The sequence below is a fragment of the Lysinibacillus sp. NPDC096382 genome (assembly GCF_044762845.1).
Taxonomy (GTDB): Bacteria; Bacillota; Bacilli; order Bacillales_A; family Planococcaceae; genus Lysinibacillus.
This window is the reverse complement of record NZ_JBIWFC010000005.1, coordinates 42670-59238: the sequence shown is the minus strand read 5'-3', so window position 1 is coordinate 59238 and position 16569 is coordinate 42670. Positions and strand designations below refer to the sequence as shown.

General features: G+C 38.0%; 12 protein-coding genes. 8 read left to right on the top strand and 4 right to left on the bottom strand.

Annotated elements, in window-relative coordinates; translation table 11 throughout:
• Positions 1-41: 41 nt before the first annotated feature.
• The 3 genes from ACIQZA_RS09545 to ACIQZA_RS09535 form a co-directional block, all read right to left on the bottom strand.
• On the bottom strand, positions 42-2153 hold the full coding sequence (locus tag ACIQZA_RS09545; protein ID WP_402881405.1) for an MMPL family transporter: 2112 nt from the start codon (positions 2151-2153) through the stop codon (positions 42-44).
• Positions 2154-2492: 339 nt separating this feature from the next.
• Entirely contained in the window at positions 2493-3509 is a 1017-nt protein-coding gene (locus ACIQZA_RS09540; RefSeq protein WP_402881408.1) for an inorganic phosphate transporter, read from the bottom strand.
• 19 nt (positions 3510-3528) lie between these two features.
• The gene (locus ACIQZA_RS09535) at positions 3529-4149 is read right to left on the bottom strand and encodes a DUF47 domain-containing protein (protein WP_079562474.1); all 621 of its coding nucleotides are present in this window, start codon (positions 4147-4149) and stop codon (positions 3529-3531) included.
• Between the two features lie 500 nt (positions 4150-4649).
• Here ACIQZA_RS09535 and ACIQZA_RS09530 point away from each other — a divergent pair, with 500 nt between their 5' ends.
• Together ACIQZA_RS09530 and ACIQZA_RS09525 are read left to right on the top strand one after the other, a co-directional pair.
• Positions 4650-5336 (top strand): ABC transporter ATP-binding protein, encoded by a 687-nt coding sequence (locus tag ACIQZA_RS09530; protein ID WP_142508558.1) that lies wholly within the window; start codon positions 4650-4652, stop codon positions 5334-5336.
• 1 nt (position 5337) lies between these two features.
• Positions 5338-6657, top strand: a complete 1320-nt coding sequence (locus ACIQZA_RS09525) for an ABC transporter permease (protein WP_400939897.1) — start codon at positions 5338-5340, stop codon at positions 6655-6657.
• A 95-nt stretch (positions 6658-6752) separates the two neighbouring features.
• Here the strand turns inward: ACIQZA_RS09525 and ACIQZA_RS09520 are convergent, their stop codons facing one another.
• Positions 6753-7913 carry a class I SAM-dependent methyltransferase gene (locus ACIQZA_RS09520; protein ID WP_400942056.1) on the bottom strand — a complete coding sequence of 387 codons (1161 nt, stop codon included), beginning with the start codon at positions 7911-7913 and terminating at the stop codon, positions 6753-6755.
• 183 nt (positions 7914-8096) lie between these two features.
• On the opposite strand from ACIQZA_RS09520, the gene putP reads away from it, so the two are divergent.
• The 6 genes from putP (at position 8097) to menC (ending at position 16545) form a co-directional block, all read left to right on the top strand.
• A complete protein-coding gene (putP, locus tag ACIQZA_RS09515; protein ID WP_402881412.1) occupies positions 8097-9584 on the top strand; it encodes a sodium/proline symporter PutP in 1488 nt (495 codons plus the stop codon).
• Between the two features lie 133 nt (positions 9585-9717).
• The gene (gene hflX, locus ACIQZA_RS09510; RefSeq protein ID WP_402881414.1) at positions 9718-11004 is read left to right on the top strand and encodes a GTPase HflX; all 1287 of its coding nucleotides are present in this window, start codon (positions 9718-9720) and stop codon (positions 11002-11004) included.
• A gap of 406 nt (positions 11005-11410) precedes the next feature.
• Positions 11411-12898, top strand: coding sequence for a peptide MFS transporter (locus tag ACIQZA_RS09505; RefSeq protein WP_400941505.1), 1488 nt, complete (start codon positions 11411-11413; stop codon positions 12896-12898).
• Positions 12899-13446: 548 nt separating this feature from the next.
• Positions 13447-14592 carry a M20 peptidase aminoacylase family protein gene (locus tag ACIQZA_RS09500; protein ID WP_402881416.1) on the top strand — a complete coding sequence of 382 codons (1146 nt, stop codon included), beginning with the start codon at positions 13447-13449 and terminating at the stop codon, positions 14590-14592.
• Positions 14592-15416: a GNAT family N-acetyltransferase gene (locus ACIQZA_RS09495; RefSeq protein ID WP_142508551.1), complete on the top strand. Its 825-nt coding sequence runs from the start codon at positions 14592-14594 to the stop codon at positions 15414-15416. Before ACIQZA_RS09500 ends, ACIQZA_RS09495 begins: the two co-directional genes overlap by 1 nt.
• A 22-nt stretch (positions 15417-15438) precedes the next feature.
• A complete protein-coding gene (menC, locus tag ACIQZA_RS09490; RefSeq protein ID WP_402881418.1) occupies positions 15439-16545 on the top strand; it encodes an o-succinylbenzoate synthase in 1107 nt (368 codons plus the stop codon).
• Positions 16546-16569 lie beyond the last annotated feature (24 nt).

Genomic DNA, 16569 nt, shown 5'->3' with positions numbered 1-16569 from the left:
CTTTGAGTGAGGGAGAGCTCACGGAAGGTTGCGGATTTTTTTTATTTTTGCTTCTTCGCGAAGGGTAGCCACCAATTCCAGTCCCCAAAGAGCTTCATAAGACTTGGAACGAACATGAGACGAATAATAGTTGCATCGATAGCGACGGCAATAGCTATACCAACCCCAATTTGCTTCACAGGCATTACATCTGTAAATGCGAACGCCCCTGTTATCACAATCATAATAAGCGCTGCTGACGTAATGATACGACTTGTAGAGGTTAGACCGTCAATCGTAGCACGTGTATTATCTGCCCCTTTTAGATATGCCTCTTGAATACGTGATATTAAAAAGACTTCATAATCCATACTTAAGCCGAATACAAGACAAAATACAATTACCGGAATAATAAGGACAATCGTACCGGCTTCAATCCCCAAATGTCCATATTGGAAAATGTAGACGAGAATACCGAAGGCTGAAGAAAGTCCAATAATATTCATAATAATCGCTTTCAGTGGGATTAAAATAGAGCGGAAAGCGAGCATTAAAATAAAGAACGTTGAAACGATAATAATGGATACAGCCAAGAAAATTTTACTAGAGATTTCATCGAAAATTTCTTGATTGAATTTCGCATGACCTCCAAGAGCAAAATCGACACCTAAATCTTTATCTTGCCATGTTCGAGCGAATTGTTGGGCGGTAGTTGATGAACCTGCTGCATCCAATGTAATGGGGATAAAGAGTTGCTTATCTTTAGAAAATGTATTTAGTATTGGTTTTAATTGTTCTGCTGCTTGAGGAATTGTCAAAGAGGCCGTCAGTTCCTCAGGGGACTTAATGTTTGCTGTCGTATAAATGGTTGATACATGACTCACTAAAGGGTCATCAAGTAATTGTTCTTGAATATTGAAAATAAGCTCTCTTGCCTCAAAGTCTTCCCAGCCTTCCTTACGTTCTGCTAGCAAATATAAAGTTGAGGTATCGCCAAGTCCGAACGTTTTATCTAACTGATCATAAGCTGCACGTGCATCATATTTTGTTGGTAATGAATCCACCTGGGGAATTGTAAGTTTAATATCCTTCAACGGAATCATACCAATACCTAGTAATAATAATGCCACAATTACGATAGTTACTGGATGTTTCATGACAAAGCCAGCAAAGCCATGCCAACGATTCGCTCCACCAGGCTTTACACGTAATAAGCGCCATTTATTTAGGTTATCTCCTATTAGCATCATTGTAGCAGGGAGCAAGGTTAAGCCAGAAAGTACTGCAAGAAATACAACGATTGTGCCTCCTAAAGCGATATTGTGAAAAATTTCGACGTCAATGACAATCATGGCACCTAAGCCGATCATGACACAAACAGCAGAAAAAATGATAGAACGGCCAGCTGTCTCTATCGCTGTTTGAATAGCCTGTACAATGGATGTATGGGCACGTTCTTCGCGATATCGATTAATAAACAACAAGGCAAAATCTATGCTTAATGCAAGTCCAAGCATTGGTACTATATTTAACACAAAAATTGATAAATTGATATGACCACTAAACAAAGTCAAAATTCCAAACGCAGTTACAACAGTGACAATGCCGATAATGATAGGTAAGATTGAGGCTGCGACAGTACCGAAAGCAAGTAATAGCACTATGATAGCGATTGGTAAGCCTATAGCTTCCGCTGATGCTAAATCCTTTTGACTTGCTGTATTGATGTCTGCTGAAATAACAGGCCCGCCTGTAATGCTCACACCGTCATCCTCTATTAAGGAACGGATGTCTTTCACAACATCAGGTAGATGATCCACATTATTTTTCATATGAACCATGGCATAAGCTATACCATTCTTTTGTAAAGAAGCATCATCAAGTGGTGACTGGATGGAATGAATCTCCTTAACGTTCTCTAATTTTTTTAATGTATCTTGAATTTTCTTATCGTCAGCTGGATTGAAGACGACCAAAATTGTATCGGAAGGCAAATCAAATGTTTTTGCAAGCTCATTTGTTACGTAAGTATGATCGCCTTTAACAAAAAAACCATCTCCATGAAGCTTATTTGGAAGCTGTATGGCAAACATAGCCATGGTAATAAAAATGACGAACCATAAGGCTACAATAGCTTTAGCGTGGGCTGTTATAAAAGCTGAAAAAGTTTTCATTGTAGGTACTATCCTCCTTTTAGAATAGTGTAAAGGATGTGTCACATTTTGTCGTGTGACAATGTAAAGACTCCTGTCCAACAAGGAACAGGAGTCTTAGTATGCGATCAAATTCAATTATACCTTGGCGTAATTCCGTGACATCCGCCGTAGGATTTGGGCCAACGTGATGTTGGTCACTCAGTCGTCGCCACAGGACGTGGCGATGACTGAGTTCTTCTGTTTCAGCGGATGTCTTTTGTACCGAAAGTGTAGCGACAGGTACAGATGTTTGGACACCACTGATAAGTAACTTAAATCCGCATTCATCCCACCATCTATCGAGGTGGGATGAAGAAGTTAAAGGAATAACGATAACAATAAGTAAATAATAGCTGCCATAACTGCAGAAATTGGCATTGTAATAACCCAAGTAGTGACGATTTTACGCGCCATCCCCCAGTTCACACCACGTACACGTTGTGCAGAGCCAACACCCATGATAGAGGAAGAAATAACATGTGTTGTAGATACTGGTAGGTGAATTAATGTAGCACCGAAGATTACTGATGCAGATGCTAAATCTGCTGCAACTCCGTTTACAGGACGGATTTTCATAATTTTACCGCCGACCGTTTTAATAATTTTATAGCCGCCGATAGAAGTACCAAGCCCCATTGCAGTTGCCGCTGCAGCTCGTATCCAGAACGGAATTTCATCTCCTGAATGCAAACCCCCAGCGATTAACGCCATCGTCATAATCCCCATTGCCTTTTGTGCATCGTTAGTACCATGTGTAAAAGATTGAATTGCGGCAGTGAAAATTTGCATTGTACGGAAACCTTTATTCGTACGATATAAATTTAAGTTTTTAAACCATAATTTAAACAGTGTCATCATAATAAAGCCGGCGCAAATCGCAAGAATTGGTGATAGCACTAAGGCCATAATGATTTTAGTAAAACCGCCATAGTTTAGAACGCTGAAGCCAGCAGAAGCAACTGCTGCACCAGCAATGGACCCAATTAGAGTATGTGAAGAACTCGATGGAATACCGAAATACCATGTTAGTAAGTTCCAGATAATAGCAGAGATTAGTGCTGCTAAAATAACGATTGAGCCGGTCGTGTCTCCCTCAAATGCATTTAAAGAGAAAGGATCTACAATGTCTTTTGTTAAAGCCTTTGCAACACCGACAAAGGTAATAGCTCCGATAAAGTTCATCGTCGCAGCCATCATGATAGCTACACGAGGTTTCAATGCTCTAGTGGAAACTGAGGTTGCGATAGCATTTGCTGTATCATGGAAGCCATTGATAAAGTCAAATGTTAGGGCAAAGATAACGACCAGTACAGTTAGTATAATGATTGTGTTCATTGTAAGTGCCCTCTCCTAATTACGCGTTACGCATGATAATTGTTTCCATAGTATTTGCAACGTTTTGGCAATGATCAGCGATGTCTTCAAGTTGTTCATATATATCTTTATATTTAATAAGTCGAATTGGATCTTTTTCATTTAAAAATAGTTGTTTAATAGACGAACGTTGCACCTCATCACATTCACGTTCATAGTCCTTAATAAGAATTGCGTGTGGGCGCATGCCAATAAGATTCTTTTTCTTTAACTCTTCTGTTGCTTTTACAATTTCATCAGCACTTTTTGAAATATAGCCTAAGAAAGTACGCATTGATTCATCAACCTCAGTTAGAGAGAACATCTCAAAATGAGCGATACAATGCTCCGTACCATCTAATACGTCGTCCATACGAATGGCGAATTCTAGAATGTCTTCGCGTTCGATAGGTGTCATAAATGATTTATTTAGCATCACGATTAGTTCATGAATGAGCTTATCACCAGCTGTTTCGTAATTTTTCATAGTAATGCTAATCTCTTTTAGGTCAGCCACACTGTTAATACGAAAATCATTTGCGTAATGTACGGCCTCTCTCATATTCTCAGCAATTTTATGCAAAGCTATAAAGAAAGGGTCTTGTTTTTTTGAGTTAAGCATGTAAATCGAATCCTCCTGGATATAAATAAATTGGCCTCTAAACTTTACTATCATAACAAAATCTTTAAATTATCTACATAAAATTCTTCAATTCTACAGAAAACTTTACAATTTTGTAATATACAATTTGTTCACAAAATAATAAAGGTATTGCTGTATTTGTTTTTATTAATACAGAAAAATGCCTTAAAGATAGGTTTTATAAAGAAATTTCCCTCTGTTTAATACAAAAAGATACTATTTGGACATAAAGTTTTGAAAAATTTCCGAATGAATTGTAAAGCGAATGTAAAGAAAATGTTTTGCTTGTCGTTTTCCATTTTCTTAAGAATATCTTCATTTTTATCCTTCAACTTTATTAAGAATTATATTCTACAATGGAGAAGTAAAGGCTCATAACCTAAAATTTAGGATGACTTTTGTAGGGAAGCAACCAGCAGGAACGTAAATCAACCCTACGTTATGAGTCAGAAGAAGGTGAAAGGGGAGTATATTTAAAAATGATTCAAGTCGAGAACTTACAACATACATTTTTAATTGGAAAGAAAGGTAAGGAAAAACAGGTTCCGGTATTAAAGGGTGTCAATTTTGAGGTAAAAAAAGGAGAGATTGTCGCAATCGTTGGGAAAAGTGGCTCTGGGAAATCAACCTTATTACAAATATTAGCTGGATATATGAAATCTGAACAAGGATCTATTAAGGTAAACGGAATGGAAACAGCTCATCTCACTGAAGCAGAAAGTGCTGCTTTTCGCTTGCAACAGTTCGGATTTATCTTTCAAAACTTTCAACTGATGCCAGGCTTAACGGCATTTGAAAACATTGAGCTACCTTTGAAGTTACAGGGTATCAAGGGAGCTATGCGTATAGAAAAGGTAAAAAAATTAATGGACAAGGTTGGGTTAACAGAGGTGGCAGACCATTACCCAAATGAATTATCCGGTGGTCAGCAACAGCGTGTAAGTATTGCAAGAGCCTTAATTACAAATCCTCCTATTTTGTTGGCGGATGAGCCGACAGGAAGCCTTGATTCGGAAACAGAGCAAGATATATTGCTGCTCATTCAAAGTCTAAACCGTGAGCTTGGCTTAACATTTGTCATCATTACTCACGACGAGGAAGTAGCGACGATAGCACATCGACGTTTCCGCATGTACGATGGGGAACTTGTAAAGGAGGAAGCATAATATGTTATTTAAAGATCAATTAGATTTTGTTAAACAGCATATAAAGAAAAATAAATTACGTGTGTTTATGACCGTGCTAGCGGCAACAATGGGCTGTGCATTTTTGATTGTCCTCGCATCAGTTGGGTTTGGGCTGCAGGATTCCTTACGTAATGAAATATTATCGGATGAAAAAGTGACGAAAATTCAAGTGCATGGGAATGATCAAATTACAAAGGAACAAATTAATGAAATAAAAAGTATAGATCATGTGAAAACAGTACTCGAAACGATTACTGTCAATGCATCCGCACATTCATTTTTTGAGGGTCGTGATACACAATCTGATTTATACGTTGCAAATATGCATGATTTTGAGCAAGTAAATGGCAAGCTTGCAGAAGGAAAGTATCCAACAAAGCCAAACGAAATCGTTGTAGGCTACCATTTTGCTCAAACATTAGTCAATGATGCTGAGCGCAAAATTATTGAAGAAAAGAGTAAAAAAGCTGAATTAGAAGGCACGTTTTATAATGGTAGTGAGGAAGGTTATAAGGACTCATTAATTGGTAAAGAGATCGAATTATTATTAACGCCACATACTGATGGGGCAAAAGAGACAGAGAAAATGAAATATACGATTGTCGGTGTTATGAAGAAGCCTTCATATGACTGGATGGTCAACAACTCAGTTTATATGGATACAGAGCAAAAGCCGATGCTAGCTACAAAGTTAGCAGCAACAGGTAATGTTAAAGAGGATGACATGTTTTATTCGGAGTTTAATATTTTTGCTGACAGCATGGAAAATGTAAAGCCGATATTAGACAAACTAAAAGACAAAGGTTATAGCGTTTATTCAATTACTGAGCAATTGGATCAAATGAATGTATTTTTCCTAGTTTTAAAAATCGGTTTAATATTTGTAGGAACAATTGCTGTATTGATTGCCTCGATTGGTATTTTTAATACAATGACTATGGCGGTTACAGAGCGTACTCGTGAAATCGGTGTTTTAAAGGCGATCGGAGCAAGTCCAAAGCTTATTCAACGATTGTTCTTAATGGAAAGTACGTTCATCGGTATTATTGGGACTTTGGTAGCTGTAGCTATTTCATATGTTATTAGCTTTGTAGCAAATGCTGCATTACCTTTAATTCTAGAAGCAGCAACAGGGGAAGATGCATTTAGTAAAAATGACATTACATTTTCACTTATTCCTTGGCAGCTCGTTCTTATTGCATCAGCGATTAGTATTGGTGTAGCGATGGTATCAGGCTATCGTCCAGCACGTAAGGCCACGAAAATTGACGTTATTCAAGCATTACGACAAGAACTATAATAGACAGGGCGGTCCAAAAGTTATTGGACCGCCCTTTTCATTTGCTTAAGTGAATTCAGAAATACTCGCGCTTCACTCACAAATAACGCGGCATTTTATAGGTAAGCTTGTAATTCATTCGCTAAAAACGGCTTGGCATTTAGCAGCTTCAAAAACGCATCATAGCTAGCCCGCTGTTCAGAGCTTGGCTTTTTACCTGTATGATAGGCTCGTATTAAAATGTTTTTCGGTGTATTTTCCATATCTATGAACTCTAGCAATTGTGCCTCATAGCCAACGAGTGATAAGATTTCTGCTCGGACTGCGTCTGTTGCGAGCGCTGCAAAACGTTCGCGTACGAGACCGTGTTGAAGCATGATATCCAGTGCTGGTGTGTTAAGCTGACGATTTAGCTCATGCTGGCAGCAAGGGACACTTAAAATTACGCTTGCTCCCCATTTCACAGCACGGGCTAATGCCATATCAGTGGCAACATCACAAGCGTGTAGAGTCACCACCATGTCCACAGCAGACTCCTCATTATAATCATTAATATCTCCTACTAGAAATTCAAGCTGCTCATAGCCTAAATCCTGTGCAATTCGTGAGCATTCTTCAATAACTTCCTTCTTTAAATCCAAACCAGTGACACGAATGTCTAAGCCCTTTTCGATTTTTAAGTAATGGTATAGGGCGAATGTTAAATAGGATTTGCCTGAACCAAAATCTAAAATACGAACCTGACGATCCTTTGGCAAATAGGTTAATGCATCATCAATAAATTCGATGAAGCGGTTGATTTGTTTAAACTTATCGTATTTTTGTTTCTTTATTTTTCCTTCTTCTGTTTGCACCCCGAGACGAATTAAAAACGGGTATGGCTTATCCTCTGCCAGTAAATAGTTTTTCTTACGATTATGCGCTAAATTAACTTGCTTTGGCGTTGAGGATTTATCAGATTTCCATAGTACTTTGTTCTTTTTTGATAGCTGTACTTGTATATTTTCATCAATAAAATCAATATGCGCTTGACGGTAATCGTTAAAAAATGCTTCTAGTTTCTCAGGAAAATTTTCTAATAGAACATTTTCGTGTTTTAAAATACGTTCAAATTGATATTCAACTTGTATATGGTAAGTTTCCTTCAGTAATAAAGGTTTTAGCTTTATACGTTTTACTTCGTTTGATTTCATACGAGGTTGACTGATCGTAGCAGTAACGAGTTGCTGCTGTATAATCCGCTCCATAAGCTGAGTTTTCATTTCTTCAAATGTCATACATTTCGCCTTCTTTATCGTGTTATAGATGGCACTAGTTTAACACATTTTATGAATTGCTTTGCTATTATAAATTTTAGAAGTTGCTCTTTGAATAATTATAGGTTATCTTGTATATTTGTGGTATTTTAAATATAGGGAATTTTTAATAAAAAGACTAAAGGGGAAATAAGGGGGAAAAGTATGTCTGAAAACATGTATCAATTACTTGCGATTATTATTTATATGATCGCCATGCTAGGAATCGGTTGGTATGCATTTAGGAAAACATCAAATTTAACGGATTATATGCTTGGGGGGCGTTCGTTAGGCCCTGCTGTTACGGCGCTGAGCGCAGGTGCAGCAGATATGTCTGGTTGGCTATTAATGGGTTTACCAGGCGCGATCTATTTAGCCGGACTTTCCAAGGCTTGGATTGCCATCGGCTTAACAATTGGCGCCTATTTGAATTGGCTATTGGTAGCACCGAGGCTACGTGTATATACACAAGTTGCTAATGACTCAATTACTATTCCGAGTTATTTAGATAATCGTTTACGTGACAACACTAAGCTAATAAGAATTGCGTCAGGTATCATTATTTTAATCTTCTTTACATTTTATGTTTCTTCAGGAATGGTTGCAGGGGGTAAGTTTTTTGATAGCTCATTTGGCTATGAATACCATACTGGCTTATTAATTGTATCTGCTGTAGTTGTAGCATACACATTATTTGGAGGGTTTTTAGCGGTTAGTTATACAGACTTTTTACAGGGTCTCATTATGTTTATAGCACTTATTTCTGTACCGTTATTTGGATTGTTTTTAACAGGTGGAATTGGAGACACGATAGCATCTATAAAAGCTGTAAATCCTGATCATCTGAACTTATTATCTTCAAATGCAACTGCTGCAGTAATTATTTCATCACTTGCATGGGGACTTGGTTATTTTGGACAACCACATATTATCGTACGCTTTATGGCGATAAGCTCAGTAAAAGAAACAACGCAGGCTCGTCGCATCGGAATTGGCTGGATGATGTTAAGTTTATTCGGAGCGATTGCAACAGCTTTAGTAGGTGTGGCTTATTATGAACAAAATGCAGGTGAATTAAAGGACGCTGAGACAGTATTTATTGTACTTGGCCAAATTTTATTCCATCCATTTATTGCAGGTATAATGCTAGCTGCCATTTTAGCCGCAGTAATGAGTACCATTTCATCGCAATTAATTGTTACTTCGTCAGCGCTTGTTGAAGACATTTACAAAGCTTTATTTAATAAAACGGCTGATGATAAGCATTATGTCTTTGTTGGTCGTGTCGCTGTTTTAGTTGTAGCTATCGTCGCAGGGATTTTAGCATGGAATCCAGATAGTTCTATTTTAGACTTAGTGGGCTTTGCTTGGGCTGGCTTCGGTGCAGCGTTCGGTCCTGTAATATTGCTGTCGCTGTATTGGAGAAAATTAACGAATTACGGAGCGCTAAGTGGGATGGTAGCTGGTGCTGCAACTGCCTTTGTTTGGGGGAAAATAAAGTTCTTAGCTGATACATTATATGAGATTGTTCCAGGTTTCTTTGTATGCTTAATCGTTGCGATTATTGTTAGTGTTTTGACATATAGACCGAATAAAGATATTGAAGACGAATTCAATCGCACGGAAGTATTACTAAAAGAAGAACGTAAGTAAAAATGAAATGCGCCTTTTGCATAAAGGCGCCTTTTTTACGATATATATGTTAAACGACACGAATTAGGACATTATATGGTAAGATGAAGAAAATTTGTCGTAGTAGCACCAAAGTTTGGTGGGAGGTTTGTGGATGGATAGAATTAAAGAAGTAGATATATTGTTGGAAAAAGCTGTTATAGTTGGTGTAAATCTACGGAATGATGAGCATTTTGATTATTCAATGGAGGAGCTAAAAAATTTAGCTGAAGCGTTGAATGTTGAAGTTGCCGGCATCGTCACACAAAATTTAGAGCGCATTACGCCATCTCATTATGTTGGTACTGGAAAAATTGAAGAAATAAAAAACTTTTATGATGAAGCACAAGCAAATTTAGTAATCTTTAATGATGAATTATCACCTTCGCAAATCCGTAATTTAGAACGCGATTTAGAGACGAAGGTTATTGATAGAACGATGTTGATTTTAGATATTTTTGGACGTCGTGCTAAAACACGTGAAGCACAGATGCAAGTCGAGTTAGCGCAATTGCAATATATGCTACCTCGTTTAGTCGGCTTACATGCATCTCTCAGCCGTCAAGGTGGTGGCACAGGGGGTGGCTTTAAAAACCGTGGTGCTGGTGAGACAAAGCTCGAGCTCGATCGTCGGAAAATTGAGGATCAGATTTCGAAAATAAAGAAGGAGCTAGAGCATGTAAAGGAGCAACGAGAGACGCAGCGTAAACAACGACGTAAAAATGCGATCCCTGTCGTTTCCATTGTCGGCTATACGAATGCTGGTAAGTCAACTATTATGAATCAGCTACTTTCGAAAATAGGGCAAGAAGATCATAAACAGGTGTTTGAGAAGGACATGCTTTTTGCCACACTTGAAACATCTGTCCGTCAAATAGAATTATCTGATAAAAAGACATTCCTATTAACAGATACAGTTGGTTTCGTTAGTAAATTACCGCATCATTTAGTAAAGGCATTCCGCTCAACATTGGAAGAGGCTCGTGACGCCGACTTACTGCTCCATGTTGTAGATGTTTCCAATTCTGAGCACGGCTTTATGATGGATGTAACAAATGAAACGCTTAAGGCAGTTGGCGTTGAAGGGATTCCGACAATTTATGTGTATAATAAAGCGGATATAGCAAACGTTCCTTATCCTGTTATTAGTGGTGATAATATTTGGATTTCTGCGAAGCAAGGGATAGGGTTAGAAGAATTATTGCAAATGGTACGTCAGCATATTTTCTCTGCTTATGTAACATGTAATATGCTTATTCCATATGAACAGGGGAATATTGTCTCTTATTTAAATGAACATGCTTCTGTCTATGAAACAGCGTATGAAGAAAATGGTACGCTTCTAACAATAGAGGTAAAAGAAGCGGATTACGCAAAATTCCAACAATATGTCATTAAATAAGCAATCACATCATTGTTCTAAAAGCATGCTAGAAGCGCTCCTTGTTTCTAGCGTGCTTTTTTGTAATCGTAAAGCGAATTTATATCGTTGTGAATGAAATTATAGATAATGCTAGCTTATTTGTTAATAAAATAAATAATCTGACTATAAAGTATTTTAGAATAATTTTGTGGTAGTTTGTAATTTAGTAGATATCAAAAAGTGAGAAAACTTAGGAATAGCAACAGGTTTGCTATAATTCTACAAAAATCATTCTGAATTTAGAGAAAAGGTGTAATATTTCAACATTTTTTAAAACTCTTGAAAAAGTTTTTTAAACACTTTAGTATGGTGAAATAAAGTTTTTATCCTTACTTTTGGGTAATAATATTATTATTGAATAATGAAATCGGGAGAGGATATTTTTATGTCTACTAAAGATGAAATTGTAAAATCCGTCCCTCAAAATGGCTTTGTCGGACACCCTAAAGGGCTCTTTACATTATTTTTCACTGAATTTTGGGAACGATTCTCATACTACGGTATGCGAGCAATTCTGATTTTCTTTATGTATTATGAATTGCATGAAGGCGGCTTAGGTCTAGATCGTGGACTAGCAAACTCCATTATGGCCATCTACGGATCACTGGTTTACATGTCAGGGATTATCGGTGGTTGGATTGCTGACCGAATACTAGGTACACGTAGAACCATTTTCTATGGTGGCGTGTTCATTATGTTTGGACATTTCCTGCTAGCGTTACCTGGTGGCGTAAGCATGTTATTTGTTTCAATGTTCTTTATTGTCATTGGGACAGGCTTATTAAAACCGAACGTTTCAAGCATTGTCGGAGATATGTATGCTGATACAGATAGTCGTCGTGATGCAGGTTTTTCAATTTTCTATATGAGCATTAACATGGGATCATTCATTGCACCATTAATTGTCGGAACAATTGGACAACAGTATAATTTCCACCTAGGCTTTGGTGCAGCAGGGATCGGAATGCTGGCTGGTTTAATTATTTTTAAATTAACAGAAAAAAAATATTTAGGGTTAGCAGGGTTACAGGTAAACAACCCGTTACTGCCTGAAGAACGAAAAAAAGTCTTTACACGATTTGGGATTATAGCGCTACTTATTATTATTGCTGGGGCAATTGGTATCAAAACTGGCGTACTAACAGTGAATGTTTTTGGTTTAATTATTACGATACTAGGTATTGTAATTCCAACGGTGTACTTTATTTATATGTATCGCAGTGAGAAAACAACTAAGGATGAGAAGTCTCGCATACTCGCTTATATTCCTTTGTTTTTATCGGCTGTAATGTTTTGGGCAATCCAAGAACAAGGGGCGACTATTTTAGCAACGTATGCAGATAGCCGTACACGATTGGATATTGGTAGTTTTCATATTCCATCTTCTTGGTTCCAATCGTTAAACCCTTTATTCGTCGTTACAATGGCTCCTTTGTTTGCCGTTTTATGGATGAAGTGGGGAGATAAGCAACCATCTACACCGCGTAAATTCGCTTATGCATTATTCTTTTCAGGATTGTCATTCTTAGTGATGATGCTTCCAGCGTATTTATCTGGTGGTACAGATTTAGTAAGTCCATGGTGGTTAGTATTATCATTCTTTTTAGTTGTAGTTGGGGAGTTATTATTATCGCCAGTAGGGTTGTCAGTTACTACAAAATTGGCTCCAAAGGCTTTTGCTGCACAAACGATGTCACTTTGGTTTTTAACAAGCGCAGCAGCGCAAGCAATCAACGCACAACTTGTAAAAGTCTATGAAGTGGTAAGTGAATTCACATACTTCGGTTTCTTAGGCTCATTATCAATTGTTTTCGGGATCATAATATTAGTACTTTCGCCATTCATTTCAAAAGCTATGCGAGGTATTAACTAATCAAAAGATGTGAGTACAGTTATTCAAATAACTGTACTTGCATCTTTTTTGTATGAAGAGAAATCTTGTTGATACTTTGCACATCACATAACGTGTAGTTGATTTCCGTTCCGGTTGGCACTTTGCCGCTGCCGCTTCGCTTTCGCGCAGAAAAAAACATTTGCCGCTGCCGCTACGTTAGCACTGCGCTTTCGCACAAAAAACATCTGCAGGCCTAAGCACAAAGCCGATTTCGGACGCAATTATGTCGAGGCATAATTAATCAAATATCATCCCTAATCTTCGATGATGAGCCTTAAATTTAACTTATGTAGGCATATTATTATAGCCTTTAGCGAAAATCAGCATCTTCTAATTATTAAAAGTGGATAAAAGATGATTAATCAATGTACTTTATGACTCGATATAATAAATTATCTACAGTCTGAACGTAATAAACTGTATCATGTAGGTAATTTTCTGAATGCGGGAATATGTTTTTTGTGTGAAAAGATTTCATTTTCGTTATAATAATCTTAATAGTATGATAATTTAAGGAGTTGGATGCTATGAAGGAAGCTTTAAGTCGTTTGAGGCCAAGATTAATGGAGATTTTCACGTATTTGCACGCGAATCCAGAAATAAGCTGGCATGAGGTAGAAACAACAAATTATATTGTTGATTTACTAACGCGTGAAGGTTTTTCACCAATACGCTTTAAAAACAGTACTGGACTTTATGTTGACGTAGGAAGTGGTAGTCCTAAAGTCGGTTTGCGTACGGACATTGATGCGTTATGGCAGGAAGTAGATGGTGAATTTCGTGCGAACCACTCCTGTGGCCATGACGGACATATGACGATGGTAATTGGTGCTCTATTACTTTTGAAAGAGCTTGCTCCTTCATTCAACGGTACAATTCGTGTGATTTTTCAACCAGCTGAAGAAAAAGGAACTGGTGCTTTATCGGTTTTAAAAGAAGGAATCATTGATGATTTAGACTTTTTATTTGGTGTCCATGTAAGACCTGTTCATGAGCTTGAAGACGGTACTTATTGTGCCGCATTGCATCATGGAGCCTCTCGATTGCTTGAGGGGGAAATCATTGGAGAAGATGCCCACGCAGCAAGACCGCATCTCGGCGTGAATGCCATTGAAGTAGGAGCAACTATTATTGAAGATTTAAGAACACTTCATACAGATCCAATGGTTCCTGTATCAATTAAGATGACCAAATTCCATGCTGGAGGAGAATCCGGCAATATTATTCCTGGAAGTGCAGCGTTTACCATCGATATACGAGCTCAGCAAAATGATGTAATGGATGCCCTTGCACAGGGAATAAAAAGGGTTATTGATTCTTCCAAGATCTTGCATAAAGTGCAGATTGAATTACGTACAGTAGCAAATGTAGTAGCAGCTGAAGTAGATCCAACTGCTCAATATATTATGGAGCAGGCAATCGTGCAAGCAACTGGGTTGTCGAATTTAAGAAAGCCAGTTCATACACCTGGAGGAGAAGATTTTCATCACTATACTGTTCAACGCCCGCATTTAAAATCTACGATGTTAGGCTTAGGTTGTGGGGTGACACCAGGCCTACATCATCCAAAGATGAAATTTAAGCAGGCGAGGCTTGTGACGGGAGTTGAAATTCTTACAAGAGCGGTATTGTTAGCATTGGAGTCGGGGAACTCAAAGGAGGGATCAGCATAATGTTAGAGAAAGTACGTATTCAAAAAATAATTGCACCTACTGAAATTGCAGAAGTACAAATTTTGAACGAAAGTATATGGGGGAGTCAGGCTATTCCCTCACATCAATTGTTAGCAGCTGTACAAAATGGTGGATTAATCCTTGGAGCATATTTAGAAGAAAAGCTGATTGGCTTTAACTACTGCTTTGTTGGCTATCGACATGGAAAAATGTATTTACACTCACACATGATTGGCGTGGAGGAAACATATCGTGAACAAGGTGTAGGTGAATTATTAAAGCATGCCCAACAGGAATATGCAAAAGAACATGGGTTTCAGCTTGTGATTTGGCTATTTGATCCGCTAGAAGCGTGTATGGCTAATTTATCATTTTTAAAGCTCAATGCCTTTAGTTTTCAGTACGAAAATGATTACTATGGTCCGCTCGAGGATGACTTTAACGATGGGCTACCTTCAGATCGAATCGTTGTTGAATGGTGGATTGAACGCGATCGAGTGGAGGATTCCCTAGATGAACTGGAAGAAGAAGCTGACGAAATTGTACCGTGGTCTTTAACGGTAGATGGCTTACCGGTGCTCGATGTTGATGGTGAATTTCAGCAAGAGCAATCGTATTATAAGGACGCCTATTTATTACCCATTCCTCAATTTTTACAAAAGATGAAAGTGGAAAGTCCTAGGCTTGCGGAGGACTGGCGTTATAAAGTACGTACTATTTTAACGACATTGTTTGAACAAAATTATGCAATTGTTCGAGTGAAAAAGAATAAGGAATATGTTCACAGCTATCTATTAGTCAGACGCTCCTTATTAGCTTTATAATAAGGATAAGGAGTGAAATCGTGTGAAACTAGAACAGATTACAGTGAGACATATAAAAATGCCTATGAAAGCACCGTTTACAACGAGTTTTGGCACAATTGATGAAAAAGAGCTCTTACTAATAGAAGCGATAGATCAATCAGGAACTGTAGGATGGGGAGAAGCTGTTGCCTTTGTAGCGCCGTGGTATACAGAGGAGACGTTAAAAACAACATGGCATGTGCTTGAAGACTTCTTAATCCCCATCTTGTTACATAAAGAGGTCGGGCATCCAGATGAAGTCAGTGCTTTGTTCTCTGCTATTCGTCGTAATTGCATGGCGAAATCCTCTATTGAAGGGGCTATTTGGGATATTTACGCTCAACAAACGAAGCAATCACTTGCTCAAGCGTTAGGCGGAGTTAAGGAACAAATAGAGGTAGGTGTTAGCGTAGGTATTCAATCTTCCACAGAGGCATTAATTGATTTATTAAAAGGCCATGTCAATAAAGGCTATAAACGAGTAAAAGTGAAAATTAAGCCCGGTCACGATGTAGGAGTTATTCGTGCTATTCGTGCTGAAATGCCAGAACTGCCATTGATGGTAGATGCTAATTCTGCGTATACATTGAACGATATGGATGTATTGCAGCAACTGGATGCATTTAATCTATTAATGATTGAGCAGCCGTTAGCAGTTGATGATATTGTCGATCATGCTAAGCTACAGCGAAAGTTAAAAACGCCTATTTGCTTAGATGAAAGCATCACCTCCTACGAAGATGCTCGAAAAGCTATAGAGCTAGGTAGTTGTGGTGTTATTAATATAAAAATAGGACGTGTAGGCGGTTTAACGGAAGCAAGAAGAATTCATGATTTATGTAAAGAAAATAATATCCCTGTTTGGTGTGGCGGTATGTTAGAGGCAGGAATCGGACGAGCACATAATATTGCATTAACAGCGCTCTCTAATTTTGTGTTGCCTGGGGATACTGCAGGCTCTAGTCATTATTGGTATGAGGATATCATTACACCTGAAGTAATTGTAGAAGATGGTTATATTCGTGTGCCACAAACGGCTGGAATTGGATATACACCTAATATGAAGGTAATTGATAAGCAAACAATCAGTAAGAAGGTCTATCAATAATAGGTTCATCACCAAAGCGAGCAT

Bases quoted from the DNA above. Each gene is read 5' to 3' on its own strand.
- ACIQZA_RS09520 (WP_400942056.1), bottom strand. From the start codon at position 7,913: ATGACATTTGAAGAAATGAAAACTCAGCTTATGGAGCGGATTATACAG.
- ACIQZA_RS09545 (WP_402881405.1), bottom strand. From the start codon at position 2,153: ATGAAAACTTTTTCAGCTTTTATAACAGCCCACGCTAAAGCTATTGTA.
- ACIQZA_RS09500 (WP_402881416.1), top strand. From the start codon at position 13,447: ATGAAGGAAGCTTTAAGTCGTTTGAGGCCAAGATTAATGGAGATTTTC.
- ACIQZA_RS09535 (WP_079562474.1), bottom strand. From the start codon at position 4,149: ATGCTTAACTCAAAAAAACAAGACCCTTTCTTTATAGCTTTGCATAAA.
- ACIQZA_RS09525 (WP_400939897.1), top strand. From the start codon at position 5,338: ATGTTATTTAAAGATCAATTAGATTTTGTTAAACAGCATATAAAGAAA.
- ACIQZA_RS09530 (WP_142508558.1), top strand. From the start codon at position 4,650: ATGATTCAAGTCGAGAACTTACAACATACATTTTTAATTGGAAAGAAA.
- putP (WP_402881412.1), top strand. From the start codon at position 8,097: ATGTCTGAAAACATGTATCAATTACTTGCGATTATTATTTATATGATC.
- ACIQZA_RS09495 (WP_142508551.1), top strand. From the start codon at position 14,592: ATGTTAGAGAAAGTACGTATTCAAAAAATAATTGCACCTACTGAAATT.
- ACIQZA_RS09505 (WP_400941505.1), top strand. From the start codon at position 11,411: ATGTCTACTAAAGATGAAATTGTAAAATCCGTCCCTCAAAATGGCTTT.
- hflX (WP_402881414.1), top strand. From the start codon at position 9,718: ATGGATAGAATTAAAGAAGTAGATATATTGTTGGAAAAAGCTGTTATA.
- ACIQZA_RS09540 (WP_402881408.1), bottom strand. From the start codon at position 3,509: ATGAACACAATCATTATACTAACTGTACTGGTCGTTATCTTTGCCCTA.